Below are 23,842 nucleotides of genomic sequence, written 5' to 3'. Positions count from 1 at the left end.
GCGACGATCGCGGCGGAACCCGGGGACCGCGCACGCGGCCTCGAGGAAGGAGAGAGTCATGGTGGAGTCCACCCCGTCCGAGGTGACCGCCCTCTACGGCGGCCCGGCCACCCGGCGGGTCCGCACCCGCGACCTGATCGCCGCCAAGGAGCGCGGCGAGCGGTGGCCGATGCTCACCTCGTACGACCAGTACACCGCCTCGATCTTCGACCAGGCCGGCATCCCGGTGCTGCTGGTCGGCGACTCGGCGGCGAACAACGTCTTCGGCTACGAGACGACGGTGCCGGTGACCGTCGAGGAGCTGCTGCCGCTGGTCCGCGCGGTGGTCCGGGCGACCCGGCACGCGCTGGTCGTCGGCGACCTGCCGTTCGGCTCGTACGAGGAGGGCCCGACGCAGGCGCTGCGCACGGCGGTGCGGTTCATGAAGGAGGGCGGCTGCCACGCGGTGAAGCTGGAGGGCGGCCGGCGCTGCGCGGCGCAGATCGCGGCGATCACCGGTGCCGGTATCCCGGTGATGGCGCACATCGGTTTCACCCCGCAGAGCGAGCACGCCATTGGCGGCTACCGGGTCCAGGGGCGCGGCGACGCGGCCGACGACGTGATCGCCGACGCCCGTGCCGTGGCCGAGGCGGGCGCGTTCGCCGTGGTGCTGGAGATGGTGCCCGGCGAGGTGGCCAAGCGGATCACGGCGGAGCTGCCGATCCCGACCGTCGGCATCGGCGCCGGCCCGGACACCGACGCCCAGGTGCTGGTCTGGCAGGACATGGCCGGCCTGCGCGCCGGCAAGGCGCCACGTTTCGTGAAGCGCTACGCCGACCTGGCCGGGACCCTCACCGACGCGACCCGGCGCTTCGCCGACGAGGTCCGCGGCGGCGACTTCCCCGCCGCCGAGCACACCTTCTGACGCCGGTCAGCCGGTCCGGCGGCCGTGCGCGCCGCCGGACCGTGCGCCGGGCCGAGTTCGGCCGGCGCCGGGGAGCGGCCGCGCAGAGCCCGGCCGGCGTCGAGGGCACAGTGGAGGGCCGCTGCCCGGGCAGACCCGACACCGCTTCGCGGCCCCGGCGAGGCTGGCCCCGCCCGGGGTCAGAGGTCGGTGACCCGGATGCCCGCGTGCGCCTTGTAGCGCTTGTTGATGGCGATCAGGTTGGCGGTGAACGCCTCGATCTGGTGGGCGTTGCGCAGCCGGCCGGCGTAGACGCCGCGCATGCCGGGGATCCGGGCGGCGAGCGCGGCGACCACGCCGACCAACTCCCGCTCCTCGGTGCAGATCAGCACGTCGAGGTCGATCCGGTCGATCTCCGGATCGGCCAGCAGCGGCGCGCTGACGTGGTTGAAGGCGGCGCAGACCCGGGAGTCGGGCAGCAGCCCGGCAGCCTGCTGGACGGCGCTGCCCTCCGGCACGGCGAGCGCGTACGGGCCCTGCTTGTCGAAGCCGAGCGGGTTGACGCAGTCGATGACGATCTTGCCAGCGAGGGGCTCGGCGAGCGCGGCGACGGTGGCGGCGTGCCCGTCCCACGGCACCGCGATGACGACCACGTCGCTGAGCCGGGCCACCTCCTCGTTGCCGGCACCGGCGACCTCGGCCCCGGCCGGGACGCCCGGCAGTGCCGCGATCTCCTCGGCGGACTGCGCGGCCCGCTCGGCGGACCGGGATCCGATCAGCACCGTCTGGCCGGCCCGGGCGAACCGGTAGGCGAGGCCCCGCCCCTGGTCACCGGTGCCGCCGATGATGCCGACGGTCAGCCCGGACACGTCGGGCAGGGTGCTCGCGTCGTAAGCCATGCCGCCATCCTCGCAAACCCGCCCGCCGGCAGCAGCGGCCGGCACTGTGACAAACCCCGCTGCCGCCCCACGCCGACGGCCGCGAGGCGGGCGGCGGCGACCGCCGGGCAGGCGGCAGCCGGCGCGCACGCGGCGCACGAACCGGCAGGCGTTGGCCGGCGCGCGAACGGACAGGCGGAGGCCGGCGCGCGAACGGACAGGCGGAGGCCGGCGCGCGAACGGACAGGCGGAGGCATGGTCGGTGGGCAGGCGGCGTCAGGCCCGCTCGAAGGCGACCGAGCGGGCGACCGGGTCGGCGGTGACCAGCCGGACCCGGACCCGCTCCCCAAGCGGCAGCTCGCCCAGGCAGCGGGCCCGCACCGGCGGGTCGTCCAGCGCCACCGTGCCGCCCGGCCGGCGACCCGGGCGGGCCCGGCCGTCCGGGGCCGCGTCGACGTCCAGCACCGCCGCGTCGAAGGTCTCCCCCACCCGGTGCTGGAGCAGCACCGCCTCGGCCAGCTCGATCGCCCCGCGGGTGGCCGCCGAGGCCGTCCGGTCGGTGGCGGCCATCACCTCGGGCAGCCGGGGTAGCGCCGTGCGGGCCCAGTCGGGCACCGGCCGGCCCTCGTGCAGGGCCAGGCAGACCTCCGTGGCGTACCGGTCGGCCAGGCGCCGCAACGGCGCGGTGACATGGGCGTACGCTGCCGCGACCCCGCCGTGCTCCCGCTGCTCCGGCGGCACGCCGTCGAAGGCGGTGTACGCGGCGCCGCGCATCAGCTCGGCCGCCTGGTCGACGAAGGCCGCCGCCCGGGACTGCGACGGGTCCAGCCCGGCGATCACCTCGCCGGGGCCGGCCCCGTCGGGCCAGTGCACGCCCAGCGGGGCGGCGGCGGCCCGCAGCCGCGCCACCGCCTCGGGCTTCGGCGCCGGCATCGTGCGCAGCAGGCCGATCCGCCCGGCCAGCATGATGTCGGCGGCGGCCATCCCGGTGAGCAGGGAGATCTGGGCGTTGTGCTCCTCCATCGGCACCGGCCCGCGCAGCACCAGCCGCCAGCCGTCGCCGTCGGCCTCCACGTCCTGCTCGGGCAGGGGCAGGTTGATCGCGCCCCGGCGCAGGCCGCGGGCGGTGAGCAGGGCCCCGATCTCGGGCAGCAGGGCGATCGGGTCGGGCAGCCGGCCGGCGTCGGCGGCCGCCTGGACGCCGACGTAGTCCAGCTGGGCCCGGCTGCGGACCAGCGCCCGCTCCAGCGTGACCCCGACGGTGCCGCCGTCGGAGTCGAGGTCGACGGTCCACACCACGGCGGCGCGCTCGACGGCCGGCAGGAGGCTCGCCGCGCCCTCGCTGATGGTCTCGGGGTGCAGCGGCACGGTCCCGTCGGGCAGGTAGACGGTCTGCCCGCGCCGCCAGGTCTCCTCCTCCAGCGCCCCGCCGGGGCGCACGTGCGCGGCCACGTCGGCGATCGCGTACGTCACCCGGTAGCCGCCGCCGGCGCGGCGGGCGAGGTGCATCGCCTGGTCGAGGTCGCGCGAGCCGGCGGGGTCGACGGTGACGAACGGGATGTCGGTGCGGTCGACGGCCGGCCGGGGCGGCGCCGCCGCCGCGTCGTCGGCCTCGCGCTGCGCCGCGGCCGGGAAACCCTCGGGCAGTCCCAGCTCGCGGCGCAGCGCGCCGAAGTCGATGCGGGGCGCGAGTACGCGTCGGATCACCACGGGGTCAATCCTGACAGTGTGGTGGATGATCCGCTTCCCGGCGCGCGCCGGGAGCCGCGACGCCGGGATCAGCCGGTCGCCTTGCGCGCGCCCGCCCGCCCGGCGCGGGGCGCGGTGGCCCGGGCGGGCGCCTTGCGCGCGGTGACCTTCTTGGCCGGCGCCTTGGCGGCGGTGGTCTTCGCCGGGGCCTTCTTCGCGGCCACCTTGCGGGTGGTGGCCGACAACGTCGCGGTCGCCTTCCTCGCCGGGGCCTTCTTCGCCGCCGCCTTGCGGGCGCCGCCGGTGGGTCGGGTCGCGGCCGTCTTGCGGACCGGCGTCGTCTTCGCGGCGGTGGTCTTCCTCGCCGGGGCCTTCGCCGCCGTCGTGGTCTTCTTCGCCGCCGTCGTGGTCTTCTTCGCCGCCGAGGTGACCTTGCGGGCGGCGGTGCCCGTCCTGGCGGGAGCCTTCTTCGCCGGCGCGGTGGTCTTCTTCGCCGCGGTGGTGGCCTTCGTCGCCGCCTTCTTCGCGGGGGCCTTCTTCGCCGCGGCCGTCGTCCGCTTCGCCGCCGCCGTCGTCGTCCGCTTCGCCGCGGTGGGCGCCTTCTTCGCCGCGACAGCCGTGGTCTTCTTCGCGGCCGCCGTGGTCTTCTTCGCCGTGGTGGCGGCCTTGGTCGCCGCCTTCTTCGCGGGGGCCTTCTTCGCGGGGGCCTTCTTCGCGGGGGCCTTCTTCGCCGCGGTGGCCGTCGTCCTCTTCGCTGCGGTGGCCTTCTTCGCGGGGGCCCGCCCGGCGCCACCGGCGGCCTTGCTGGCCGGCGCCTTCTTCGCCGCGGTGGTCGAGGCGGTCGGCCGCGCGGTCCGGGTCGCGCCCGCGGAACGCTCCGCCGCGGCGGTCTTCCTGGCGGGCGTACGTCTGGCGGCCGGGCGGGTGGTGGCCTGCTGTGCTTCGGCCATCTCGGTTCCCTCCTTGGGGACGTGCTCTCGCCCTCGCGGAGCACGGGGTACCTCGACGCGGGCCGTCCCGCGCCGCCTATCTGTCCTCCCCGGCCCAGCGGGCGTCCTCGGCGTCCCACGCTTCGTTGCGCTCCCGCACCAACTGCAGGGCGTTCTCCGCGTCGGCGGCTGAGGCGTACGGCCCGAGAACGTGCTTGGCGGGGCACACGTCGGCATCGGTCTCGACCCGGTGGTGTCGGGTGCACCAGTAGTAGTGCGCACCGCTTCCGCTGTCGCTCATGGGATCACTGTGCACCGCGAACCACCCGGCCGCCACCGGAACACCACAAGTCGCCGATGTTCTCCACAGTAGACGTGGTTCCGGCCGCAGGGGCGGGAACTGCGAAAACGCCGCTTCCGGGCCCTCCGGGGCCGCCCGGCGGGGCCCCGACGGGGCAGCCGCGGGGCGCGCCGGTGTCGCACAATCCCCCGGTGCGACGCGGGGGAGGAACATCGGTGTGGCTGCGGCGCGGGCTGGCCGTCGCGGCGCTGGCGGCCGTGCTGGCGACGGTCGGGGTGGTCGTCGGGCTGCCGCTGCTGCGGGACCGGTCGCAGCAGCGGCTGGAACAGCGGGCGGAGCGGGAGGTGACCGCGACCGCGCAGCTCGCCCGCACGCGGCTGCTCGCCGACCCCCGGGCAGGGGAGTCGACGCTGCGGCAGGCGGCCGGCTCGGTGGCCGGGGTCGAGGTGCTGACGGTACGCGGCGACGGGCCGGCGGTCCGGCTGGTGTTCCGGGTCCGGGTCACCAAGACGGCGGCGTCCGTCTTCGGCTGGCAGCGGGCCGACGCGTCGGCCTGCTTCGCGCAGGTCGTGCACGCCGAGGCCGGCCCGGCCGCCCTCGAACGGCTGTCCTGCCCGGACTGACCCGCCCGCACGCCGCAGGTGCGGTCGACGCCGCCGCCCGGCGGCACCCGGGGCGGGCATCGGCTGAACAGCCGGTTCCGGTGGACGGTGACCGTCGGCAGGATCGGGCGTCGTGATCGACACGACGTCCGACACACGGACGTGCCCCGGATGCGGCGCCGCCACGGTGTCGCTGGCCGAGGCCGTCCCCTGGTGCGCCGGCTGCGAGTGGAACCTCGACGCGTACGACGGCCGGCGGCGTGACCGCGAGTTCGGCTGGGCGTGGGTGGACCGGTGGACCTACCGGCTCGCATTCCGGATGACCCGCGGCCAGTACGCCCGCCTGGTCGGGCGCCCGCTCGGCGCGAACGGGCGGGGTGGCGCCGCGCTGCTGACCGCGGGGGCGTCGCTGGTGCTGATCGGCGCGGTGGTCGCGCTCGCGGTCACCGGGGTCTGGCTGCTCGTGGCGTTCCCCTTCCCGAGCCTGTCCGTCCTGCTCGGCGTGGCGCTGCTCGGTCTGGCCGTCGCGCTGCGGCCCCGGTTCGGCCGGCTCGACCCGGACCTGGAGGTGCTCACCAGGGAGCGGGCACCGGAGCTGCACGCCCTCGTCGACGAGGTGGCGGCGGCGGTGGGCGCGCCCGTCCCGGACGTCGTCGGGGTGGACGGCGACCTGAACGCGTACGCGGGTCTGGTCGGGGTGCGCAGGCGGCGGGTGCTCTGCCTGGGGCTGCCGTACTTCGGCGTGCTCGGCCCGCAGGAGCGGGTGGCGCTGCTCGGCCACGAGCTGGGTCACTTCGTCAACGGCGACCCCCGCCGGATGCTGCTCAGCCAGCCCGCCTTCACCATGCTCGGCTCGGCGGCGGACCTGGTCCGCCCGGTGGACACCGTGCCCCCCGGCGGTCTGGTGGAGATGGTCGGCGAGGCGCTGGGCAAGGCGTTCGGCTGGGTGCTGTCCCGACTGTTGTTCGGCGCGCACCTGGTCCTGGTCAGTATCGCGCTGCGGGACAGCCAGCGCGCCGAGTACCTGGCCGACGAGATGTCCGCCCGGGCCGCCGGGACGGCGGGCGCGGTCGGCCTGCTGGACGTGATGCTCGCGATGGAGTCGACGGCGCGCGCCGTACGCCGGGAGTCGCGAGCCGGGCACGGCGCGGACCGGTGGCGGACGGCGGCGGCCGAGGCCCGCGCGGCGGCCGAGGACCGGCTGCCGCTGCTGCGCCAGCTCTCCGTCCGCGACGAGGTGTCGCTCTTCTCCTCGCACCCGCCCGCCGGGCTGCGGCGGCGGATGCTGGAGAGCCGGCCGGCGCACGAGGCGGCGGTGGTGCTCACCGAGGAGCGGATGGCGCGCATCGACGCCGAGCTGGCGAAGGAGTACGCCCGGGTCGCCCGGGAGATCAGCTGGGCGGGGTGACGCGGGGCGGGCCGCCGACCGGAGGGCGGGTTAGGGTCGCCGGATGGGTGCATCGGACTACATCCTGCGGATCCGCGAACGCGTCGGCCACAGCCTGCTCCTGCTGCCGAGCGTGAGCGCGGTAATCCGCAACGACGACGGCGAGCTGCTGCTCGGCAAGCGCGCCGACGACGGGCGCTGGTCGGTGATCAGCGGCGTCCTCGAGCCGGGCGAGCAGCCGGCCACGGCCGTGGTCCGCGAGGTGTGGGAGGAGACCGGCCTGCACGTGGAGCCGGTCCGGCTGAGCAGCGTCCTCAATCACCCGCACACCTATCCCCACGGCGACCGCTGCGAATACCTGAACCTCGGCTTCCAGTGCCGGCTGCTGGGCGGGGACGCCCGGGTCAACGACGACGAGTCGGTGTCGGTGGAGTGGTTCTCCCCGGACCGGCTGCCCGAGCTGGACCGGCACGCCCGGCTGGTCCTCGCGCACGCCCTCGGCGCCGAGCAGGCCGCCTGGTTCCTGCCTGCCGGCACGGTGTGGACCGAGTCCGATGAGTGACCTCGACCCGGCCCTGCGCCGCTACCTCGCCGACCTGGTCGCCGCCGCCCGCGACGTCCTCGGCGACGACCTCGTCGGGGCGTACGCGGCCGGCTCGGTGGGGCTGGGCGCGTACCAGCCGGGGCGCAGCGACGTCGACGTGGCGCTGGTCTGCGCGGACGCCCTCGACCTGGCGCGCAGGCACGAGCTGGTGGCGCGGCTGCGGCACGAGGCCCTGCCGTGCCCCGCGCGCGGGCTGGAACTGGTCGTCTACCGCCGCGCGGTCGCCGCCTCCGGCACGCCGGAGCCCGGGTTCGAGGTCGAGCTGAACACCGGCGCGCGGATGGCGTTCCGGGCCACCTGGGCCGCCGCCGACCGGCCCGCCGGGGACGGCCTGTTCTGGTACGGCCTGGATCGCAGCATCCTGCACCAGTGCGGGCACGCCCTGCTCGGGCCGCCGGCCGCCGAGACCTTCGCCGACCTCTCCCCCGCCGACCTGCGCCGCCTGCTGACCGACGCGCTGCGCTGGTGGCTGGCCCTGCCGACCCCGCCGGGCGACGGTCCCGCCCCGGGGGCCGAGGACGCGGTGCTCGGCGCCTGCCGGTCCCTGGTGAAGGTCCGCCACGGCGTCTGGCTGTCGAAGGCCGACGCCGGCCGCCGGCTGATCGCCGACGGCTGGCCGGCGGACCCGACCGCCGGAGGCTGGCCGAACGGCCCCGCCGTCGGCCCGGCCGCCGATCCGGCGGCCCGCGACGGCGGGCCCGCCGACCTGGTCGCGCGGTCGATCGCCGCGCGGGCGGGCGGGCCGCCGCCGAGCGGGCCGGAGGCACGGGCCTTCCAGCGCCGCGTCCTGGCCGAGATCAGCGGCTGACCGGCTCCACCGGTATCCACAGCTCTGCCTCCGCCTCGGCGCCGTCCGCCCAGTGCCGAGTACGGGAGATCTCCGGTTGCGTCTCGCGCCCCCTCGGCAATGATCCGTGGGCAGGCGGATGGTGTTGAATCGGCTCCGTGGCGAAGACCTTGAAGATCACCACTCGGAACGCAAGTTTCCAGCAGTGGCAGGCGCTGCTGACCAATCGCAACAAGCGCCAGCGTTTGCGGGAGTTCCTGGTGCAAGGGGTCCGACCGATCACCCTGGCCCTGGAACAGGGATGGGAGATTCGGGCTCTCCTCTACCCCGACCGGCAGGTCCTGTCCCGGTGGTGTCGGGACCTCCTCGATCAGGTCTCGACTACTCGCGTAGCTCTTGCACCGGAGCTGATGCATGAACTAGGCGGCAAGGAGGAGGAGGCGCCCGAGTTGCTGGCTGTGGTGGCGCAGCCCGAGGACAGCCTGGGTCGTATTCCGGTCGGGCCGAAGATGCTTGTCGTGGTCTTCGATCGCCCGAAGACCCCGGGCAACATCGGCACTCTGATCCGTTCCGCAGACGCCTTCGGGGCCTCGGGTGTGATCATTACCGGCCATGCAGCTGACCCTTACGATCCGAAGGCAGTCCGGGCCAGCACGGGATCCCTGTTCGCCCTCCCAGTCGTGCGAGTCGCCAGCCATCGGGAAGTTCTCGACTGGGTGGCCGCAATGCGTGCGTCCGGCCTTCCACAGGTTCAGATCATCGGCACGGACGAGCATGGCGAGGTGGATGTCGCGGCGCATGACCTGACGCGCCCCACACTCCTTCTCGTTGGCAACGAGACACACGGACTCAGCTCCGGCTGGCAGGAGGCGAGTGACCGGATGGTCCGCATCCCCATCGTCGGTGCCGCCAGTTCGCTGAACGCGGCGGCAGCCGGAACGGTCGTGCTGTACGAGGCCGCACGGCAGAGAGCCAAGCAGGGGTAGGTCACGCCGTGCGGGCCCGAGGGTCGTCGTCCGGCCCGGCCGTGGTGCGGACAGAAACTCCGGGCACCGGATGCCGGTGCCCGGAGTGCCTGCCGTACCGATCAGAGCTGGAGGCCCGCCTTACGGCGGATCCGGCTGGCCCCGATCAGGAGGCCGCCGGCGGCCAGCAGGCCGCCGCCCAGGGAGAGGGCCACGGCGGAGTCGTCGCCGGTGACCGGCAGCTCCTTGTCGTGCTTGCCGTCGTGCTTGTCATGGTGCCGGTGGTCGTACTTGCCGCCCCGGATGCAGACGGTGACGGTGACCGGGTCGGAGACCACGGCCTTGCCGTCGAAGGTGCCGGTCGCCCGGGCCGTGTTGACCACCTTCCCGCGCTTGACGTCGGCCTTGGTGACCACGTGCGGCTTGACGGCGTGGCAGTCGGTGCTCGTGCCCGGCGCCAGCGTGGTGCTGTTGCAGACCACCTGGCCGGCGGTCGGGTCGTTGACACCGACGTTGGTGATGGTGACGGTGCCGGTGTTGGCCACCCGGTAGGTGTAGAAGATCTTGTCGCCCTTGGCGGCGTAGCCGTCCTTCTCACACTTCTTGCTGCAGTCCGACTCGACCCGAGCCTTCTTGTCGATCGACAGGCTGACCTGCTTCGGCGGCGCGGGCTTGGTGGTCACGGTGAACGTGGCCTCGTTGGACGGCACCGTCTGCTCGCCGAACCTCCCGAGCGCCTGGGCGGTGTTGACGATCTTGCCGTTCTTCACGTCACTCTTCTTGACGGTGTACGTGCCGGTGCAGGTGGTGCTCTCCCCCGGCGCGAGCGACGTGTCCTCGCAGGTGATGCCGGTGACCGTGTCGTCGTCGATGGTGATGTCGGTGATCGGGTTGGTCGTGCCGGTGCTCTGGTTCGTCACCGTGTAGGTGTAGGTGATCACGTCACCGGCCCTGACGTCCTTGGCCGGGGATCCGGTCTTGGTCAGGTGCAGCTTCGGGTTCACCCGCGGGTTCGACGCCGCGCAGGTGTTGCTGAGCACGAAGAAGTCCGCGGTTCCGGAGATCACCGCGGTGGCGCTGATGAGCGTCCAGCCGGCCGGGGTCCGGATCCACGCCTTGCTGGTGCCCATGTTGTTGACGATGGCGCTGTTCGGGTCGGTGGGGATCGTCCTCGTGACGTTGCCGGTCGGCGTGCTGAACGTCGCGGTGACCGTCTGGAAGGTGCCGGTGGTGTTCGGGTTGCCCGGCAGGTTGAAGACCCACACGTCCTCGTTCGCGAAGGGCCCGCCGCCGAGGTTGGGGTCGCAGTTCTGGGTGACCTGCGACGCCATCGTCGGCACGTTCCCCGGCTCGATGTTGATCGTCGACGCGGCGGTGGCCGGCGAGCCGCCCGCGAGTAACAGGGCACCGGCCAACAGCGCGAACGCCGCCAGCCGTGCGTAGATGCCGCCCCGTCTGCGCGGCGTAGAGGTCTTGCTCATGTAATTCCCCCGTGGTGTGGATGGTTGACACCGGGGGCAACGAGGGGTACCAGGGTACGTCGCGCCCGAAAAGCTAGAATCCCCCACAAGATGGATATATCGGGCATTTTTGTCGGCGCGGGGCCATCGGCGAACCGCCGACGGGAAATCCTGCTGCGCGGCCCGGCAACCACCCGGTGACCGCGACCGGTCTGGTGGGCGACGGACGAGTCGACCTGTACGCCGGATCATGAAGGTGAAACTTGCTCTGAGCAGGCGCGTTTCGTTCGCCTGACACCCGCTCAGGGCGCCGCCAGGGCGTCTGGCGCGAAACAGGCCGCCAGCCACCCTGGCTGTCAGTCGTCGAACTCAAACCCGCTCGCCTCGGCGTCCGTGATCAGCCGCCGCATGCGTTCGCCGTCGGTTGCGACCACGTTCATCCGAGCTCCCAACTCTTCCAGCGCGCCTCGATCGGTGCCGTAAGCGCAGAACATGCCACCCTCGGGGTCATAGGCGAACCGGCCTTCGAGAGTCTGAGCCTCGGTGCTGACGAGAACTTGCGCGACACCTTCCCAGAAGTACCCGTTGGGCTCGTGACCAAGATCCTGGACCAGGTCGTCAACTGGCGTGGTCCCCGCATCCAGCAACAGCGAATACTGCCCAGGGGTCGTCTCGATCAGGCTAAGCAAGGTCATCGGAAGAGCCTGGCACCCATCGGTAGGCGGCGACAAGGATCTGGCAGTCGCTGCCACGGACGCGATTCCGGCTGTTCGCCCTCTCCCACGAGGCCCGCAGCCGGCTCAACACGGCGCTAGCCACCGGCAACTTCATCGGCGCTGCTATCGGCTCCGCGGCCGCGACCACGCTCTGGTCCGCGGGCGGCTGGACAGCGGTCACGATCACGGGAGCGTTGCTCTGTTGCTTCGCGCTCACCGTGTGGGCGCTGGGACGTCGGGGCCCACTCGTGATCGCTTCACCGTAACGGATAGCCGTAACGGGCGCAGCAAAACCTCCCCTCAACCGCGCGACAATGACATATGGCGCTCGTAGCGCTCCGGAGTCGAACTCGCCATAAGACCCTCGCGCCCAGTCCACGCTCCGCTTCTCGGCTGTGACAGGACGTTGGTCGGCGACTAACCTGCCCTTCCTCGATCGCCGGGCCCTGTCGCACATCACCTGACGGAGTTGTATCGCACATCAACTGGCGGATCACAGCCGGCCGCCGGCGAGCGTCGGGCTCCAGTTGATGTATTACGGAAATGTGCTCAGATGATCCGTTACACATCCGGCTAGACGATCTTTGTGTTCGTAGGGTAGCCCGCGAGGGGCTAAGTCGTCGGGATCCATGGCGTGGCCATGTGCCGTAGGTGGCTGGCTCCGAGTCGTGTGGCTGGTTCTGGGTCTTCGATGAGTTCGTTGCAGAGGCCAAAGAACTCGGTGGTCGGGCCGTCGGGTTGTAGGTGCTGTGTGACTGCGTCGTGCAGGTGATCGGCGTATTCGCTGTTGTAGGCGGTGGCGAGAGCGCGAGCGATGAGGCGCAGGCCGTGTGCGTCGTTGCGTTGCAGCAGTGCTTGGCTGGTGGCGTCGGTGACGGCGGTGTCGTGCGGATCGAGGATCAGGCGTAGCAAGACCTCGCCGGAGTCGTTGCGGTGTGCCCATCGGGCCAACTGGCGGCCGGCCTGTGCACGGACGGACCAATCCTGCGAGGAAGCAGCGGCTGTGACTGCAGTCAGGTCAGCGTCGGGAAGCGGCATGCTGGCCAGGCTCTCATGGTGTTGATCGGAGGCCGGTCCGTCGTGGCGGTTCTGGTCTTCGGACCTTGAACCGGGCGATGGGCTTGGTGGTCGTGCGAGGCACTTCCGTCAGGAGTTGGTCGCCGTCGTGGACGCGGAAGGTGGTGTCGGCGTCTTCGATGGTGACGGTTCGACCGGCGTGGCCGAGGCCGACGTGGATCCTCTGGCCGGCGATGACGAGGGCACCGCGGCTACTGACCGTCGTTCGACGCGAAGTGGCTGGGTTGCCGGGGTGGGTGGGTCGCCGCCGCCTGGGCGCGCGCCGGCCGCTGCCGCTGTCGCTCTGCGGCCGTCACGCCTGATGCCGGTGGCTGGCGCGGAGAGCGGGAAGCCCGGGGCCACTGCAGACGGGATAGCGGGGAGAGTGGTGGAGGTTCCTCGCCGGCAGCCGGCCTGCGCCGCGCCTGAGCAGCGCGGCGCTGGGAAGGGCCTGCCGGGTCCGCGCGGCAAGCCCCAAGCATGGGGGCGGTGGCCGCGCGTAGGCATGCCGGTCGTCCAGGAGCCAGCTCCACAGCCGCTCAGGGTCAGGTCAACCGCTCACCTGGGAGGGGAGGGGCGGCCGCCGGTGGCCAGCTCCGGCCCTGGGAGCCGGGTCCGTGCCGGGCGAGGTTGGGTCAACTGCGCCACTGTGGCGGTGTCCGCCGGGGGCGCAGTCCGTGACACGAGAGCCGACCCAGGCTGTGCCGGCAGCGTCCGTACGTGCGTCAAGGTCCGCTTGACGTGGCGGGCCGGGCACTTGGAGGGCGGGTCGGCAGCAGACGGGATGGCTAGGTCGGGGCTTCCTGCTCGCGCGAGGCTCGCTCAGGTGCTAGGCGGGTTTTGGCCGCGCCGCCATACCTCACCTTGGACGGCGTGACGCTCTGCCGCGTACCGCTCTTGCGTAGACCTGGCATCGCGGGCCGAAGCCGAGTCCTCGGGCGAGGAGAGACGCTTTCGGTCACGCCAGCCAACGAAGACGAACGTCGCGATCAGTAACGCGGCGAACGCTATGAGGGACACCACCACCGGCTTCATGCCATCGACGCTACGGCATACGCGCCAGAACGCCCTCCGCCTCAGTCCGGCCGACCGGTCGGGTGACCAACTGGGTGACGACGACGCGGCCAACGCTGGACGCTCATAGAACGGGGGCGGACCGTTCCAGCAGGTCACCCCTACTGCTCCCCAACTCATCGACGGCTGATCATTCCTTCACACGGAAGAAGTCGGTGCCAAGCCGTGGCCGAAGATCGTCGGGCAGTGCTCAGGACGAAGACGTCAGGTCGTCCCGGCACCCTCAGGACGATCGGTGGGTTCACTTCGTGGGGCGGAACCGGCAACATCAACGACCGGATTGAACATCAGCGCGGGAGGCATCACCATGAGCCCGGACGAGGCTGAGCAGCAGGCGAGGATCAGATTCCTCCAAGCCGGGACGGGATTCTTCCGCGCCGGACAAGTGGCTGCCTGGGTGGGAGTGTTCTATGCCTTCGTGGCCGTGATTCAGCGAGTCAGCGGCTAAGGGGCCGGGCCGCCGGCACGTCATCTTTTGCAGGCTGCGGGGGTGTGGGGCACACAGGGGCACAAGACACCGTGAAATGTCGTGAAGTATCGACCAACCATGGCAGCCCGAGACGCCGCCTGAGCAGGCGTCGAGAAGCATCGCTGCTGGTGACCGGATAGCCGATCTAAGTTCCGCCTCAACGTCTGACGTTGGGTCCGGCTCAAACCGACCTCGTCCGTCTCGTTAGGGCATGCCCGCGTATCGAAGTGGGAGCGACGGTCGGGGCCGACGCCACGCGACGTAGGTCAGGATGGTAAACGTGATCAGAAGTACCACCGCGACGAGGATGATCAACCATCCAGATTGATCGCCAGCCTCACGCACCCTGAGGCATGGGTCGCCCTCGGCGTGGTGGACGCGAATGTACTCACCGATAGTAACAGCCCGGTTTGCATCGACCGTAACGCGCAGAACGGATTCGCACACCTCGTCGCGATTTGTAGTGAACTGAACTGTCAGGAAGGTTCTCGCTCCGCGATGCTCGACGTCCATCACCTCGGCGACTGCCTCTGATCCCCGACGCTCGTCTGTGATCGACCATGTGGCCAGGGCCGTGAGGACAATCGCAAAGACCAGACTGAACGCCGAGAACACCCGCAGGAGGTTTCGGCTTGGCCGTCGACGGTTCATGGCCGGACTTTAGAACGGGTCAGCAACGACGCTGGCGTGGTCAACGCGTCTACAGGTAGCCCACGCGTCGAGCTGGCCGCCACTGGGCCGTCTGGGCCGTCGGGGCCGTCAAACGCCGACCAGAGCTGACCAGCAGCACCCGAAGAAACAGCAGGTCAGCCACCATGTGTTGGCGGCTGACCTGGGGGCGACGGACGAGTCGACCTGTACGCCGGATTCTGTGACCGGCACGCGCCCGAAGGCACGCGCCGGCGGCGGCCATCCATCTCGGCCTACCGTCGCCGGCAGGCTCCAGCGGCCTACCCGCAGACATCGGGCGGGCAGCCCTCAAGCGTCTGCGCGGGTCGTCATCCTGCGATGACAACCCTTTCTTGGCCTTGCTCCGGGTGGGGTTTACCGAGCCACCCCGGTCACCCGGGGTGCTGGTGGGCTCTTACCCCACCGTTTCACCCTTACCGTCCCCGATTGGGTCGGCGGTCTGTTTTCTGTGGCACTGTCCCGCGGGTCACCCCGGGTTGCCGTTAGCAACCACCCTGCCCTGTGGAGTCCGGACGTTCCTCGGCGGCGGGCCGGAAGCCCGCCGACGCGACCGCCCGGTCGACTCGTCCGTCGCGCACTCATCCTAACGACGCGCGCCCCGCGTCTATTGCCACCCCTTCCGGGAATAGGCGTCCACCACCCCGGGACACAGCGACCGGCGGCCGGGCAGGGGACGTAATAGCCTCTGGGGACCATGGACCTCTCCGACGTCGCGCTGCTGCTCACCGCCGGTCTCGCCGCGGGCACGGTCAACGCGGTGGCCGGCGGGGGCTCGCTCATCACGTTCCCGGCGATGATCGCCGTGGGCCTGCCGCCGGTGCCGGCGAACGTGAGCAACTCGGTGGCCGTCTTTCCCGGGTACGTGGCGAGCGTGGCGGGCAGCCGGCAGGACCTGCCGCGCGGGCGGGCGCTGGCCACGCTCGTGCCGACCACGATCGTCGGCACGGTCGCCGGCGCGCTGCTGCTGCTGGCCACCCCGGCCAGGGCGTTCGAGCTGGTCGTGCCCTTCCTGGTGCTCGGGGCGACGGCGGTGCTCGCCTTCCAGGACCCGCTGCGCCGGCTGGTCGGGCATCCGCGCGACCTGTCGCCGCGCCGCCGTACGGTCAGCGTGCAGGCCATGGTCGCGGTCGGCGCGGTGTACGGCGGCTACTTCGGCGCGGCGCTCGGAGTGATGCTGGTCGCCGGCCTGGCCCTGGTGCTGGACGCGACGCTGGCCCGGGTCAGCGCGATCAAGAACCTGCTCTCCGCCGCGGTCGGGTTGACCACGCTCGTGGTGTTCGCGCTGTTCGGCCCGGTGAACTGGGCGGCGGTCGCGCTGGTCGCCCCGGCGACGCTGGTCGGCGGGTACGCCGGCGCCCGGATCGTCCGCCGGCTGCCGCCGGTGGTGCTCAGGACCCTGATCGTGGTCTTCGGCTCGGTGATCGGGCTCTACCTGCTCTCGCGCGCCCTGCGCTGACCCGGCGCTGCGGGAGCGACGAGACCCCCGGGGCGGCCCGGGCCAGCGCGGGACAGGGACGCCGGTTCAGTACGCCTCGCCGACCGGCTCCTCCGGCGCGCGCTCGGCGTCGGCGGCGGCCCGGTTCCAGCGGGACCAGAGCACCCGCTCGCCGTGGCCGGCGGCCATCGCGTGCGCGCAGCCGAGATACACCAGCGCGCCGGCCGCGAGCACCGCGGAGCCGACCCAGAACGGCAGGGCGAGGGAGTGCTCGGCGAGCTTGCCGGAGAGGATCGGCGCGGGCGCGGCGGCGCCCCAGCGGACCAGGTTGAACGCGCCGGTGGCGAGCCGCCGGTCGCCGCCACCCAGGCCGAGCGCCAGGTCGGTGAGGTTGGCGTTGGCCAGCCCCATGAACAGGCCGGAGACGACGAGCACCACCAGCGACTGCGCGGTGCTGCCCGAGGTGGCGAAGAGGACCATGCAGACCAGCAGGCCGGCGATCGCGACGCCGACGGTCTGCACGGCGCCGATCCGGTGCGCGAGCCGGTGGCCGAGCAGCAGGATGCCGACGGCCAGGCCGATGCCCCAGCCGGTGAAGGCGAGCCCGAGCGGGATGACGTCCAGGTGCAGGAACAGCGGTGTGTAGCCGAGGACGACGAAGAAGACGAAGTTGTAGGCGGCGGTGACGACGCAGAGCGCGACGAACGCCGGCCGCCGGTAGGTGGCGAAGATCTGGCCCACCCGTACGGGCGGCTGCCGGTCGGCCGGCTCGCGCAGCCGGCGGGCGGCGACGGCGAGCGCGAGGACCATGAAGACGCCGCAGACGAAGAACGGCAGCCGCCAGCTGACCTCGCCGAGCAGGCCGCCGAGCAGCGGGCCGACGGCGAAGCCGAGGCCGAGCGCGGTCTCGAAGAGCCCGACCACCCACTCCCGGTCGACGGCGAGGCTGACCAGCACCACCATGGCCGTGGCGAAGAACATCGCGTTGCCCAGCCCCCAGAAGCCGCGCAGCACGGAGAGCTGCACGATGTCGCCGCTGAACGAGGCGAGGATCGCGGCGACGCCGACGATCGAGACCCCGGCGACGAGGACGGGCTTGAAGCCGAACCGGCCGCTGGCCAGCGTGGCGGGGATCATGCCGAGGGCCATCACCGCGATGTACGCGGTGAAGAGCAGCTCCACCTGCCAGTGGGTGACGCCGATGGCCTCGCCGATGGCGGGCAGGATCGGGTCGACGACGGCGATGCCGGAGATGGCGAGGAAGGCCACCAGCACGGTGGCGTAGATGGCACTGCGGTTCGGTTCGGAACGCCGATCCACTCCGCCTCCCAGATAGCTGTATAGTACAGGTAGTTTTCCTGTACTATACAGCCATGACGGACGACCGGACGACGGAGAGCGAGGACGACGTCCTCGGCCGGATCGAGACCGAGGTGGCGCTGCTGATGCGGCTCGGCGAGGCCACCCGGCGGGGCACCGGCAACGCCGAGCACCGGCTGCTCGACCGCGCGGCGTACGTCATCCTGCGCCACCTGGACCGCGCCGGCCCGCAGAACGTCTCCGCGCTCGCCGCCCGGCTCGAACTCGACGGCTCCACCGTCACCCGGCAGGTCTCGGCGATGCAGCGCGACGGGCTGATCGTGCGCGAGCCCGACCCCGCCGACGGGCGCGGCACCGTGGTCTCCCCCACCCCGATCGGCCTGCAACGCGTGGCCGCCGTCCGGGCCGCCCGCGCCCGGCTCTACGGCACCATCCTCGCCGACTGGCACCCCGACGACCGGCGGACCCTGGCCGAGATGCTGCACCGGCTCAACCAGTCCCTGGAGTCCCGCCCCCGCCGCTGAGCGGGCGGTTCCCGCCGCGTCGGCACCTGGGCACCCGCCGCGCGCCTTGCACCCGGAGGCGCGTCGCCCCCGGGCCGGTCACGACCCGGGGGCGAACGGGCTGCGCGAGCCGCTCAGGCGACCGGTTCCGGGGCGGCGTCGGCGTCCCGGCGCCCACCTGGCACGACCCGCGGGTCGCCCTCGTCGGCGAAGTAGTCGTCCGGCGTGGTGCCGTCGCCGCCGTCGCGCACCTTCGCCGCCCGCAGCACCACCGTCAGCAGCGCCGCCACCGCCAGGTTGACCAGCACGGCCACGATCCCGACGTAGATCGTCTTCGGGGTGTCGAAGCCGAAGTCGGCCAGCGGGAACGCCGAGCCGCCGAAGTGCCTGCGCCCGGTGGCCGCGTTGGGGATCTGGTAGAGCATCCACATGCCCAGCCCCATGCCGGCGACCCAGCCGGCGACGAGCGCGCCCCGGTGGAACCAGCGGGTGTAGAGGCCCAGCGCCACCGCCGGCAGCGTCTGGAGGATGATCACGCCGCCGATGAGCTGGAGGTCGATGGAGAACTGCGGGTCGAGGAAGACGATGCAGGCCACCGCCCCGACCTTCACCACCAGCGAGGTGATCTTCGATACGTTCGCCTCCTGGGCCGGGGAGGCGTCCCGCTTCAGGTACTCCTTGTAGATGTTGCGGGTGAACAGGTTCGCCGCCGCGATCGACATGATCGCCGCCGGCACCAGCGCGCCGATCCCGATGGCCGCGTACGCGACGCCCGCGAACCAGTCGGGGAACTGCTGGTCGAACAGGACCGGCACCACGGTGTTGCTGTCCACGCTCCCTTCCTTCGCCCCGGGCAGCGGCTTCACCCCGGCCGCGATGGCCATGAAGCCGAGCAGCGCGATCAACCCGAGCAGCAGGCTGTACGCGGGCAGCGCCGACATGTTCCGCTTGATGACGCCCCGGTTCCGGCTGGCCAGCACGCCGGTGATGCTGTGCGGGTAGAGGAACAGCGCCAGCGCCGAGCCGAACGCCAGCGTGACGTACTGGAGCTGGTTGTTGGCGCCCAGCAGCACACCGTCGTTCGGGTTCGGCGACGCGTCGAACTTCGCGTCGGCGGCGTCGAAGATCTCGCCCCAGCCGCCGAGCTTGTACGGCAGCCAGATGACCGCCACCAGGATCACGATGTAGATCAGCGTGTCCTTGACGAACGCGATCAGCGCGGGGGCACGCAGCCCGGACTGGTAGGTGTACGCGGCCAGGATCGCGAACGCGACGATGATCGGCAGGTGCCGGGCCAGGGCGCTCTCGCCGGTGACCCCCATCGTCTTGAGCACCGCCTCGATACCGACCAGTTGCAGCGCGATGTAGGGCATCGTGGCCACGATGCCGGTGATCGCCACCAGCAGCGCCAGCACCGGGGAGTCGAACCGGCTGCGGACGAAGTCCGCCGGGGTGACGAAGCCGTGCCGGTGCGAGACGGACCAGAGCCGGCACAGCACCAGGAACACCAGCGGATAGATCACGATGGTGTACGGAACGGCGAAGAACCCGGCCGCGCCGGCCCCGAACATCAGCGCCGGCACCGCCACGAAGGTGTACGCCGTGTAGAGGTCACCGCCGACCAGGAACCAGGTGATCCAGCCGCCGAAGTTGCGCCCGCCCAGCCCCCACTCGTCGAGGTGGGCCATGTCCTTCGGGGCGCGCCACCGCGCGGCCACGAACCCCATCCCGCTGACCAGCAGGAACAGCAACGAGAAGACGATGATCTCGGTGAGGTGGTCCCGCCACATCAGCGCACCACCTTCGTTCGCGACTGCGGGGCTCGCAGGCCCGGCTCACTCCTCGCGCTCACCGGCCACCCCGCTTCTTCGTCATCTGGTACACCAGCGTCGTGGTGGCCACGCCGAGCAGGATGTAGGCGAGCTGGAGCCAGTAGAAGCGGGGGAAGCCGAGGACACGGGGCGAGTCGCCGTTGAAGAACGTCGGGATCAACGGCACCAGGATCGGAATGAAGAGCAACCAGTTCCAGGGGCTCTTGTCCTTCGCCCGGGTCGACGCGGTCGCCCGCGCCTCCGGATCCGGGGCGGCCGGTTCGGGTGCGGCCATCTGACACACCTCCGGGTGGTCGTGGATCGTCAGGTGACCGCCGGAGGTTACGGCCGTGTGACTGCCGTCACGTTCAGCCCGAGGGCGCTGCTGCGCCGAACGGTTGATCCGCTGCGCCAAATGGTGGGCCACCGATTGCCAAGTGGATCTGGCACCATGCCCTGATGCCGACCTTCTCGTCGTACGACGGCACGACCCTCGCCTACCATCGGCTCGGCGAGGGCCGGCCGCTGGTCTGCCTGCCGGGTGGCCCGGCCCAGGCGTCGCGCCACCTCGGCGACCTCGGCGGCCTGTCCGCCAGCCGGAAGCTGCTGCTGCTCGACAGCCGAGGCAGCGGCGACTCGGCAGTACCGGCTGACCCGGCCAGCTACCGCTGTGACCGGATCGTCGACGACGCCGAGGCGCTCCGCGCCCACCTGGGGCTGGACCGGATGGATCTCCTCGCTCACTCGGCCGGCGCGAGCGTCGCGCTGCTGTACGCCACCCGGTTCCCGCACCGCCTTCGCCGGCTGGTGCTGGTCACGCCGAGCCTGCGCCTGCTGCTCACCGCACCGCTCGGAATGGCGGAGGCGCACGCCCGCCGCGCCGACGAACCGTGGTACGCCGAGGCGACGTCGGCGATGGAGGCCTGGGGCGAGGCGATGACGCGCGGCGCCGACGACACGGAGATCAGCCCGCTGCGGCTTGCCGCCGCCCCGTTCTGGTACGGCGAGTGGACCGAGCGAGCCCGCGCCCACGCCGCCGAGCAGGAGAAAGACCGGGCACCCGCCCCGGCCGCCGGCTTCTACGCCGGGATCGACGTCGACCGCGCCGCCCTGCGCGGAGCCCTGGCCGACGTGGCGGTGCCGACCCTGGTCGTGGCCGGCGCGCTCGACGCCGCGCCGGCACCGGAGGCGGTCGACGAGCTGACCGGGCTCCTGCCGAAGGCCGACCTGGCGATGCTGCCGCACTCCAGCCACTTCCCGTTCGTCGACGAGCCCGAGGCGTTCGCGGCGGCCGTGGAACGGTTCCTCGCCGCCGGCTGACTCAGTCGGCGGACAGGTGGGCGGTGTCGTTGACCGTGCGCACGGCGACGCCGCCGTCGGGCCACATGTCCAGCACCGAGATGCCGGCCGCGTCCAGGAAGAGCCGGTGCAGGAAGCCGTCGCCGGCCGCGAGCGCGTCGCGCAGCACCAGCTTGATCGGCGAGACGTGCGAGACCACCACGACGGTCTCCCCGGGGTACGCGCGGCACAGCCCGTCGACCGCGCGGCGGCAGCGCTCGGCGACGTCGGTGAACGACTCCCCGTCGGGCGGGGCCACCCGCGTGGAGGCGAGCCAGGCGTCCATCTCCCCCGGCCACTCCTCGCGGACCTCGGCGAAGGTACGCCCCTCCCAGGCCCCGAAGTCGCACTCGACGAGGTCGTCGTCGCGACGGACCGGCACCCCGCCGAGCGCCCCGGCGATCGCCTCCGCGGTCTGCGTACACCGGGACAGGGGCGAACTGACCACGGCCGCGACGGACGGGGCCAGCGCGGCCACCCGGGCGGCCGTGGCCCGGGCCTGGGCCCGGCCCCGCTCGGACAGCGGCACGTCGCCGCGGCCGGAGTAGCGGCGCTGTTCGGTGTACGGGGTCTCGCCGTGCCGCACCAGGATCAGCCGGGTGGCGGTGAAGCTCGGCCGCGGCTCCCAGGAGGCGGGCGAGGTCGCCGGGTCCGTGCCGACGGTCGCCGCCGAGGCGGCGCGGGCGGCCACCTCGCGGGCCCTCGCCCGGGCGGCCGAATCGGGGCCGGCGACCTCGCGCGGGGGCTCCACGACGCGCGGCGGCTCGACCTCGGCCGGGGCGGCGCGGCCCGCGGCGGCGGCGTCCATGGCGGCGTTGGCAAGGCCGTCGGCGTGCCGGTTGCGCTCCCGGGGAATCCAGCTGAACCGGACCGCCGCGAAGCGGTCCACCAGACCGGCGGCCTGCGCGGCGAGCGGGCGCAGCCCCGGGTGCTTGATCTGCCAGCGGCCACACATCTGCTCGACCACCAGCTTCGAGTCCAGCCTGGCCTCGACCTCGCTGGCGCCCAGCTCGGCGGCCGCCTCCAGCCCGGCGATCAGCCCCCGGTACTCGGCGACGTTGTTGGTGGCGACGCCGATCGACTCGCTCCGCTCGGCCAGCACCTCACCGGTGCCCGGGTCGCGGACCACCGCGCCGTAACCGGCCGGGCCGGGGTTGCCCCGGGACCCGCCGTCGGCCTCGACGACGACCACGCGCGGCGCCACCGGCTACAGGCCGGACTCGTTGGTGCGGACCATGATGCGCCGGCACTCCTCGCAGCGGACGACCTCGTCCGGCGCCGCCTTGCGGATCCGGGCCAGGTCGGCGCCCGAGAGGTCCAGCCGGCAGCCGCCGCACCGGCCGGCGGTGAGCAGCGCCGCGCCGAGCCCCGAGTCCTCGCGGATCTTGTCGTACAGCTGGACCAGGTCGGCCGGGAGGTCGGCCGCGAGCGGCTGGCGGGCGCCGCGCTTGAACTCCTCCTCCTTGGCGATCCCGGCCAGGCTCTCGTCGCGGCGCCGCTCGGCGGCGTCCCGCTTCTCCCGGGCCTCGGCGAGCCGCTTCTCGACGCCGTCCAGCACGCCCTGGGCGGTCTCCCGCTGCTCCATCAGCTCCAGCTCGGCGTCCTCCAGGTCGCCCTGGCGGCGGTTGAGCGAGACCAGCTCGTGCTGGAGGGCCTCCAGCTCCCGGGCCGGGCCGTGGCCGGCGGCCAGCCGGTCCTCGTTCTTGGACTTGCGGGCCCGCACCTGGTCGACGTCCTTCTCCAGCCGGGCGATGTCCCGGTCCAGGTCGTCGACCGCCACCTGGGCGCGCACCCGCTCGTCCTCCAGCGCGGACAGCTCCCGGGCCAGCCCCTCCAGCTCGGCCCGCTCGGGCAGCGTGCGGCGGCGGTGGGCGAGCTGGGCGAGGGCGGTGTCGATCGCCTGGAGGTCGAGCAGGCGGCGCTGGACCTGCGGGTCAGCCTTCACGGTCGGGGCTCCTTGTCGTCCACCGCGGGTGGGGCGGCGTGTACGGTCCACGGGTCGGTGTCCAGGTCGGACACCAGCGTCTCGACGCCCGTCGCCTCCCGCAGGATGGCGGCCAGGTCGTCCAGCCAGGGTCGTTCGGTCGCCCAGTGGGCGGCGTCGAGCAGGGCCGGGCCGTCGGCGGCGAGGTGCTCGCCCGCCGGGTGGTGCCGCAGGTCGGCGGTGAGGAACGCGTCGACCCCGGCGGCGGTCGCGTCGGCGAGGAAACTGTCCCCCGCGCCGCCGCTGACCGCGAGGGTTCGAACCATACGCCCGGGATCCCCGGCGGCGCGAACTCCCCAGGCCGTGGCGGGCAGCACCGTGGCGGCGTGCCGGGTCAGCTCCGCCAGGGTCATCGGCTCCGGCAGCTCGCCGATCCGGCCGATCCCCCGGCCGGCGCCGTGGGCCGGCGAGCCGGGCGCGGGCCGGTGCAGCGGGCGCAGCCCGGTCAGCCCGAACCGGGCGGCGAGCGCGTCGGAGACCCCCGGGTCGGCCACGTCGGCGTTGGTGTGCGCGACGTACAGCGCCACGTCGGCCTTGATCAGCCGGTGGACGATCCGGCCCTTGTAGGTCGTCGGGGCCACCGAGGAGACGCCGCGCAGCAGCAGCGGGTGGTGGGCGACGATCATGTCGACGCCGGCGTCGAGCGCCTCGGCGACCGTCTCGGGCACCACGTCGACCACGCAGAGGACCCGGCGCACCGGGGCGCACGGCTCGCCGAGCACCAGCCCGACCCGGTCCCACTCCTCGGCCCACGCCGGCGGGTAGCGCCGCTCCAGCTCGGCGACCACGTCGGAGACGGTCGGCGGGTCCGCGTTGGTGCTCACGGCGGGCCAGCTTACCGGCGCGGGCCGTGGCCGGGGGCGTCGCCCACCGACGCGACGGCGTGTCCCCGCCTCTGCCGGCGGCGCGCCCGGTGCAAGGAAGGGCCCCTTGCTAACGCATTGCGTTAGCAAGGGGCCCT

23 protein-coding genes and 1 other RNA gene are annotated in these 23,842 nt (G+C 72.7%); 9 read left to right on the top strand and 15 right to left on the bottom strand.

Going from position 1 to position 23,842, the window contains the following annotated elements; genetic code table 11:
• Positions 1 to 58: 58 nt before the first annotated feature.
• Positions 59 to 904 carry a 3-methyl-2-oxobutanoate hydroxymethyltransferase gene (gene panB, locus ACZ6Q9_RS31705; protein WP_393263037.1) on the top strand — a complete coding sequence of 282 codons (846 nt, stop codon included), beginning with the start codon at positions 59 to 61 and terminating at the stop codon, positions 902 to 904.
• Between the two features lie 179 nt (positions 905 to 1,083).
• Here the strand turns inward: panB and npdG are convergent, their stop codons facing one another.
• The 4 genes from npdG to ACZ6Q9_RS31685 form a co-directional block, all read right to left on the bottom strand.
• A complete protein-coding gene (gene npdG / locus ACZ6Q9_RS31700) occupies positions 1,084 to 1,782 on the bottom strand; it encodes an NADPH-dependent F420 reductase (RefSeq protein WP_393263039.1) in 699 nt (232 codons plus the stop codon).
• A 255-nt stretch (positions 1,783 to 2,037) separates the two neighbouring features.
• Positions 2,038 to 3,471 carry an RNB domain-containing ribonuclease gene (locus tag ACZ6Q9_RS31695; protein ID WP_396830875.1) on the bottom strand — a complete coding sequence of 478 codons (1,434 nt, stop codon included), beginning with the start codon at positions 3,469 to 3,471 and terminating at the stop codon, positions 2,038 to 2,040.
• Between the two features lie 68 nt (positions 3,472 to 3,539).
• Positions 3,540 to 4,400, bottom strand: a complete 861-nt coding sequence (locus ACZ6Q9_RS31690) for a histone (RefSeq protein ID WP_396830876.1) — start codon at positions 4,398 to 4,400, stop codon at positions 3,540 to 3,542.
• Positions 4,401 to 4,476: 76 nt separating this feature from the next.
• On the bottom strand, positions 4,477 to 4,680 hold the full coding sequence (locus tag ACZ6Q9_RS31685; protein ID WP_350707829.1) for a hypothetical protein: 204 nt from the start codon (positions 4,678 to 4,680) through the stop codon (positions 4,477 to 4,479).
• A 215-nt stretch (positions 4,681 to 4,895) separates the two neighbouring features.
• On the opposite strand from ACZ6Q9_RS31685, the gene ACZ6Q9_RS31680 reads away from it, so the two are divergent.
• The 5 genes from ACZ6Q9_RS31680 (at position 4,896) to ACZ6Q9_RS31660 (ending at position 9,046) form a co-directional block, all read left to right on the top strand.
• Positions 4,896 to 5,303, top strand: a complete 408-nt coding sequence (locus tag ACZ6Q9_RS31680; protein ID WP_466021460.1) for a hypothetical protein — start codon at positions 4,896 to 4,898, stop codon at positions 5,301 to 5,303.
• Positions 5,304 to 5,415: 112 nt separating this feature from the next.
• Positions 5,416 to 6,690, top strand: coding sequence for a M48 family metallopeptidase (locus ACZ6Q9_RS31675; protein WP_396830878.1), 1,275 nt, complete (start codon positions 5,416 to 5,418; stop codon positions 6,688 to 6,690).
• A gap of 43 nt (positions 6,691 to 6,733) precedes the next feature.
• Positions 6,734 to 7,231 (top strand): NUDIX hydrolase, encoded by a 498-nt coding sequence (locus tag ACZ6Q9_RS31670; RefSeq protein ID WP_393263052.1) that lies wholly within the window; start codon positions 6,734 to 6,736, stop codon positions 7,229 to 7,231.
• On the top strand, positions 7,224 to 8,081 hold the full coding sequence (locus tag ACZ6Q9_RS31665; RefSeq protein ID WP_393263053.1) for a nucleotidyltransferase family protein: 858 nt from the start codon (positions 7,224 to 7,226) through the stop codon (positions 8,079 to 8,081). Before ACZ6Q9_RS31670 ends, ACZ6Q9_RS31665 begins: the two co-directional genes overlap by 8 nt.
• A 137-nt stretch (positions 8,082 to 8,218) precedes the next feature.
• Positions 8,219 to 9,046 (top strand): TrmH family RNA methyltransferase, encoded by an 828-nt coding sequence (locus tag ACZ6Q9_RS31660; RefSeq protein WP_393263055.1) that lies wholly within the window; start codon positions 8,219 to 8,221, stop codon positions 9,044 to 9,046.
• A gap of 101 nt (positions 9,047 to 9,147) precedes the next feature.
• On the opposite strand, the gene ACZ6Q9_RS31655 is transcribed toward ACZ6Q9_RS31660, so the two are convergent.
• From ACZ6Q9_RS31655 to rnpB, 5 genes are all read right to left on the bottom strand, one after another.
• Positions 9,148 to 10,506 carry a DUF7507 domain-containing protein gene (locus tag ACZ6Q9_RS31655; RefSeq protein WP_393460960.1) on the bottom strand — a complete coding sequence of 453 codons (1,359 nt, stop codon included), beginning with the start codon at positions 10,504 to 10,506 and terminating at the stop codon, positions 9,148 to 9,150.
• Between the two features lie 335 nt (positions 10,507 to 10,841).
• Positions 10,842 to 11,180, bottom strand: coding sequence for an immunity 51 family protein (locus ACZ6Q9_RS31650; protein ID WP_393263057.1), 339 nt, complete (start codon positions 11,178 to 11,180; stop codon positions 10,842 to 10,844).
• Positions 11,181 to 11,813: 633 nt separating this feature from the next.
• Complete coding sequence (locus ACZ6Q9_RS31645; protein WP_393460963.1) at positions 11,814 to 12,239, bottom strand: hypothetical protein; 426 nt, start codon at positions 12,237 to 12,239, stop codon at positions 11,814 to 11,816.
• 1,765 nt (positions 12,240 to 14,004) lie between these two features.
• Positions 14,005 to 14,451, bottom strand: coding sequence for a hypothetical protein (locus ACZ6Q9_RS31640; RefSeq protein ID WP_393460966.1), 447 nt, complete (start codon positions 14,449 to 14,451; stop codon positions 14,005 to 14,007).
• A gap of 191 nt (positions 14,452 to 14,642) precedes the next feature.
• Positions 14,643 to 15,056, bottom strand: an RNA gene (rnpB, locus tag ACZ6Q9_RS31635) — RNase P RNA component class A.
• A 128-nt stretch (positions 15,057 to 15,184) separates the two neighbouring features.
• Between rnpB and ACZ6Q9_RS31630 the strand changes: the two genes are divergently transcribed.
• Positions 15,185 to 15,946 (top strand): sulfite exporter TauE/SafE family protein, encoded by a 762-nt coding sequence (locus ACZ6Q9_RS31630; protein ID WP_393460969.1) that lies wholly within the window; start codon positions 15,185 to 15,187, stop codon positions 15,944 to 15,946.
• A gap of 66 nt (positions 15,947 to 16,012) precedes the next feature.
• Here ACZ6Q9_RS31630 and ACZ6Q9_RS31625 read toward each other — a convergent pair whose 3' ends face one another.
• Positions 16,013 to 17,245, bottom strand: a complete 1,233-nt coding sequence (locus ACZ6Q9_RS31625) for an MFS transporter (RefSeq protein WP_393263082.1) — start codon at positions 17,243 to 17,245, stop codon at positions 16,013 to 16,015.
• Between the two features lie 53 nt (positions 17,246 to 17,298).
• Between ACZ6Q9_RS31625 and ACZ6Q9_RS31620 the strand changes: the two genes are divergently transcribed.
• The gene (locus ACZ6Q9_RS31620) at positions 17,299 to 17,769 is read left to right on the top strand and encodes a MarR family winged helix-turn-helix transcriptional regulator (protein WP_396830882.1); all 471 of its coding nucleotides are present in this window, start codon (positions 17,299 to 17,301) and stop codon (positions 17,767 to 17,769) included.
• A 113-nt stretch (positions 17,770 to 17,882) separates the two neighbouring features.
• Here ACZ6Q9_RS31620 and mctP read toward each other — a convergent pair whose 3' ends face one another.
• Both mctP and ACZ6Q9_RS31610 read right to left on the bottom strand, forming a co-directional pair.
• Positions 17,883 to 19,538 carry a monocarboxylate uptake permease MctP gene (mctP, locus tag ACZ6Q9_RS31615; protein ID WP_393263086.1) on the bottom strand — a complete coding sequence of 552 codons (1,656 nt, stop codon included), beginning with the start codon at positions 19,536 to 19,538 and terminating at the stop codon, positions 17,883 to 17,885.
• A gap of 58 nt (positions 19,539 to 19,596) precedes the next feature.
• Positions 19,597 to 19,854: a DUF3311 domain-containing protein gene (locus tag ACZ6Q9_RS31610; RefSeq protein WP_393263087.1), complete on the bottom strand. Its 258-nt coding sequence runs from the start codon at positions 19,852 to 19,854 to the stop codon at positions 19,597 to 19,599.
• A 164-nt stretch (positions 19,855 to 20,018) separates the two neighbouring features.
• On the opposite strand from ACZ6Q9_RS31610, the gene ACZ6Q9_RS31605 reads away from it, so the two are divergent.
• Complete coding sequence (locus ACZ6Q9_RS31605; RefSeq protein WP_393460975.1) at positions 20,019 to 20,879, top strand: alpha/beta fold hydrolase; 861 nt, start codon at positions 20,019 to 20,021, stop codon at positions 20,877 to 20,879.
• Between the two features lies 1 nt (position 20,880).
• Here ACZ6Q9_RS31605 and ACZ6Q9_RS31600 read toward each other — a convergent pair whose 3' ends face one another.
• The 3 genes from ACZ6Q9_RS31600 to ACZ6Q9_RS31590 are packed head-to-tail and all read right to left on the bottom strand — an operon-like array spanning position 20,881 to position 23,669.
• Positions 20,881 to 22,101, bottom strand: coding sequence for a bifunctional RNase H/acid phosphatase (locus tag ACZ6Q9_RS31600; protein ID WP_393263089.1), 1,221 nt, complete (start codon positions 22,099 to 22,101; stop codon positions 20,881 to 20,883).
• Positions 22,102 to 22,104: 3 nt separating this feature from the next.
• Positions 22,105 to 22,842: a zinc ribbon domain-containing protein gene (locus ACZ6Q9_RS31595; RefSeq protein WP_393263091.1), complete on the bottom strand. Its 738-nt coding sequence runs from the start codon at positions 22,840 to 22,842 to the stop codon at positions 22,105 to 22,107.
• Positions 22,839 to 23,669: a Nif3-like dinuclear metal center hexameric protein gene (locus tag ACZ6Q9_RS31590; RefSeq protein ID WP_357694704.1), complete on the bottom strand. Its 831-nt coding sequence runs from the start codon at positions 23,667 to 23,669 to the stop codon at positions 22,839 to 22,841. Before ACZ6Q9_RS31590 ends, ACZ6Q9_RS31595 begins: the two co-directional genes overlap by 4 nt.
• Between the last annotated feature and the right edge of the window lie 173 nt (positions 23,670 to 23,842).

The sequence above is a fragment of the Micromonospora sp. NPDC049139 genome (genome assembly GCF_055586845.1).
Note: the sequence above shows the minus strand (reverse complement) of the source record. Positions and strands in the feature narration are given on the sequence as shown.

Coding starts and splice junctions, on each gene's coding strand:
- mctP (WP_393263086.1), bottom strand. CDS start 19,538: ATGTGGCGGGACCACCTCACCGAGATCATCGTCTTCTCGTTGCTGTTC.
- ACZ6Q9_RS31645 (WP_393460963.1), bottom strand. CDS start 12,239: ATGCCGCTTCCCGACGCTGACCTGACTGCAGTCACAGCCGCTGCTTCC.
- ACZ6Q9_RS31665 (WP_393263053.1), top strand. CDS start 7,224: ATGAGTGACCTCGACCCGGCCCTGCGCCGCTACCTCGCCGACCTGGTC.
- ACZ6Q9_RS31690 (WP_396830876.1), bottom strand. CDS start 4,400: ATGGCCGAAGCACAGCAGGCCACCACCCGCCCGGCCGCCAGACGTACG.
- ACZ6Q9_RS31610 (WP_393263087.1), bottom strand. CDS start 19,854: ATGGCCGCACCCGAACCGGCCGCCCCGGATCCGGAGGCGCGGGCGACC.
- ACZ6Q9_RS31650 (WP_393263057.1), bottom strand. CDS start 11,180: ATGACCTTGCTTAGCCTGATCGAGACGACCCCTGGGCAGTATTCGCTG.
- ACZ6Q9_RS31630 (WP_393460969.1), top strand. CDS start 15,185: ATGGACCTCTCCGACGTCGCGCTGCTGCTCACCGCCGGTCTCGCCGCG.
- ACZ6Q9_RS31640 (WP_393460966.1), bottom strand. CDS start 14,451: ATGAACCGTCGACGGCCAAGCCGAAACCTCCTGCGGGTGTTCTCGGCG.
- npdG (WP_393263039.1), bottom strand. CDS start 1,782: ATGGCTTACGACGCGAGCACCCTGCCCGACGTGTCCGGGCTGACCGTC.
- ACZ6Q9_RS31685 (WP_350707829.1), bottom strand. CDS start 4,680: ATGAGCGACAGCGGAAGCGGTGCGCACTACTACTGGTGCACCCGACAC.
- panB (WP_393263037.1), top strand. CDS start 59: ATGGTGGAGTCCACCCCGTCCGAGGTGACCGCCCTCTACGGCGGCCCG.
- ACZ6Q9_RS31605 (WP_393460975.1), top strand. CDS start 20,019: ATGCCGACCTTCTCGTCGTACGACGGCACGACCCTCGCCTACCATCGG.
- ACZ6Q9_RS31670 (WP_393263052.1), top strand. CDS start 6,734: ATGGGTGCATCGGACTACATCCTGCGGATCCGCGAACGCGTCGGCCAC.
- ACZ6Q9_RS31620 (WP_396830882.1), top strand. CDS start 17,299: ATGACGGACGACCGGACGACGGAGAGCGAGGACGACGTCCTCGGCCGG.
- ACZ6Q9_RS31655 (WP_393460960.1), bottom strand. CDS start 10,506: ATGAGCAAGACCTCTACGCCGCGCAGACGGGGCGGCATCTACGCACGG.